The following is a 2,459-nucleotide window of genomic DNA, read 5'->3' as shown; positions in this document are numbered from 1 at the left end:
TCGCAAAGTGCAGGCGGGCGCATTTCTACAACAGAAGGAATACCGAATTCCGATTTATTCTCTTTACCTACGGCACGGGCTACAGAGTCCGGATTTAACTCTCCGTCCTGTGACAGAGTACCGTCGAGGCGTCCTTTTACTTTAACGCCGATACCCAGATAACCTTTCAATTGTTTTTCTACAAAGGGTTGTCCGTCTTCCAGAACTAGGATTTCGTCACAAGACTCGATCAATTGATGCAATTGTTTTTTAGGCAATGGATATTGGCCGATCTTGAGTACCGGATATTCGCAACCTTCCGGATAGTTTTCCATCAGATAATTGTAACCGATACCACAAGCTACGATTCCCAGCTTTTTGTTAGGACCGTCTGTATATTTATTATAGGGCGATTCTTCTGAAGCTTTGATAAATTCGTCTTGGCGGGCAAGCAATACTTTGTAGCGTTTGCGGGCATTTCCCGGCAACAAGATGAACTGACGCGGATCTTCGCTGAAAGAGATGCTGTTCTGCGGCTTTTGCTCTTTACGTTCTACTCCTGAACGGGAGTGTGCCAGGCGGGTTACCATACGCATCAGGATCGGTTCGCCTACTTTTTCAGAGAATTCGAAACCACTGTATACCATATCATACGCTTCCTGCTGATTGCTTGGTTCGTACATCGGTATCAGTGAGAAGTCTCCGTAGAAACGGCTGTCCTGTTCGTTCTGCGAGGAGTGCATACTGGGGTCGTCTGCGGCTATCACAATCAATCCGCCTTTCACGCCTGTGATGGCAGAGTTGACGAAACAGTCGGCAGCTACATTCATACCTACGTGCTTCATACAAACTAATGCCCGTTTACCTACGAAAGACATACCCAACGCAGCTTCCATCGCTGTTTTTTCATTGGCACACCAACGGTTGTGTATATTCTGTTCGGTCGTTATAGGGGCCATTTGAATATATTCCGTAATTTCAGTTGAAGGAGTACCCGGATAGGCATAAACGCCTGAAAGTCCGGCATCCAGTGCAGCTTGTGCAATGGCTTCATCGCCAAGTAAGAGTTGCTTGCTCATATCTATTTCTTTTATTTAGTGTTGATCACAGTTTGTTAATCTATCGGGCAAAGATAGGCTTTTCCGTTCGTTTTATCACAAATTTACTTGAAAATCTTTCTTTCATTCAGGGCTTTCCAGTATTTTCTTGCATTTGCCATGTGGTCGGCGTAATTGGAGGCAAAGTTGTGAGTACCGGAAAAATCTTCTTTGGCGCACATGTAGATATAGTTATGTTTGGTATAGTTCAACACGCTGTCTATTCCCTTTTTAGAGGGGATACGGATGGGGCCCGGAGGTAATCCGGTATTTATATAGGTATTATAGGGAGAATTGACTTTTAAATGCTCGTTGGTAATTCGGCGCAGGCCAAAATCCTGTAGGGCAAATTTGATGGTGGGATCTGCTTGTAAGGGCATATCTTGATGTAACCGGTTGATATACAATCCGGCTACCATTGGCTTTTCTTCGTTGTTGTTGGTCTCTTCTTCAACGATGGAAGCAAGTGTGCTGACTTCTTCCGGTGTCATGCCGATGGCGGTAGCTTGTGACAGGCGATCTTTATTCCAGAAGCGTTTGTGTTCGTCCTTCATTCGTTTGAAGAATTCGTCTACGCTTATGTCCCAATATACCTGATAGGTTTCCGGTATGAAAAGGCTGGGGAGTGTTATGTTGGTATATCCCATTTGAGCTAGGAAAGTAGAGTCGAACAGTTGGCTTGCGATTTCGGCAGAGTCTATCATGAGCTGCTTGCCGATGCTTCGTGCCAATCGGTCTAATGTCCGGACGCTTCCGATAGTAAGGTTCATAGGTTCCTGATAACCTCTGGAAAAACGGCTATATACATGATAAACATTGTCATTGGGGCGAATGGCATAACGACCGGTGTGGATATTCTGATTGAAATCCTTGTATTTTGCCATCCACTGGAATCCGGTGAACTTATTGACATGCCCGAATTCTTTTATTTTATGGTAGATAGAATCGGCAGTATCATCCCGGTCTACATAAATATATACGGTTTTAGATGGGTGAAATTGGGGGGCAAACAGATAATAATAAAAGGTGCCTCCGGCAACTGCACAAAGGAGGAATGCTCCGATTAGAATTGATAGTAGAATATTTCTCTTTTTTTTCTTCATCTTTTGAGGTGTATTTAAAAAGTTCGTCAAAGATAAAAAGAATTTGGATAGGAGTGTTCTCTTTTTAGGATGAATCATAAGGCGACTACATCAAAAGTATATTTCTTTCGGTGCGATTGTGAATTCATTCTTTCACGTTACGTCTGCCTTGCTTGATTTATTCAGCTGCTTATTGTGTCTCTTTGTTTTCATTGTGATTATCTTTTTGTTTCCAGTAAGCATTCGGCCTCGCCCGTATTTCTCTCCAAGCTATAATAAAGTCAAAAGCCAGACGAAGCAT

2 protein-coding genes are annotated in these 2,459 nt (G+C 43.3%); both read right to left on the bottom strand.

The window, feature by feature from the left end; translation table 11 throughout:
* Positions 1–1,058, bottom strand: a 1,058-nt coding sequence (locus BSCG_RS0127185; protein WP_032849303.1) for an indolepyruvate ferredoxin oxidoreductase, incomplete at its 3' end; no start/stop codon positions are given.
* Positions 1,059–1,141: 83 nt separating this feature from the next.
* Entirely contained in the window at positions 1,142–2,179 is a 1,038-nt protein-coding gene (gene mltG, locus BSCG_RS24140) for an endolytic transglycosylase MltG (protein ID WP_008774844.1), read from the bottom strand.
* Between the last annotated feature and the right edge of the window lie 280 nt (positions 2,180–2,459).

Origin of the sequence: Bacteroides sp. 2_2_4 (assembly GCF_000157055.1) — a bacterium.
In the GTDB taxonomy this organism is placed as follows: domain Bacteria; phylum Bacteroidota; class Bacteroidia; order Bacteroidales; family Bacteroidaceae; genus Bacteroides; species Bacteroides ovatus.
The sequence above is the reverse complement of the archived record's forward strand: the minus strand, read 5'-3'. Positions and strand labels throughout refer to the sequence as shown.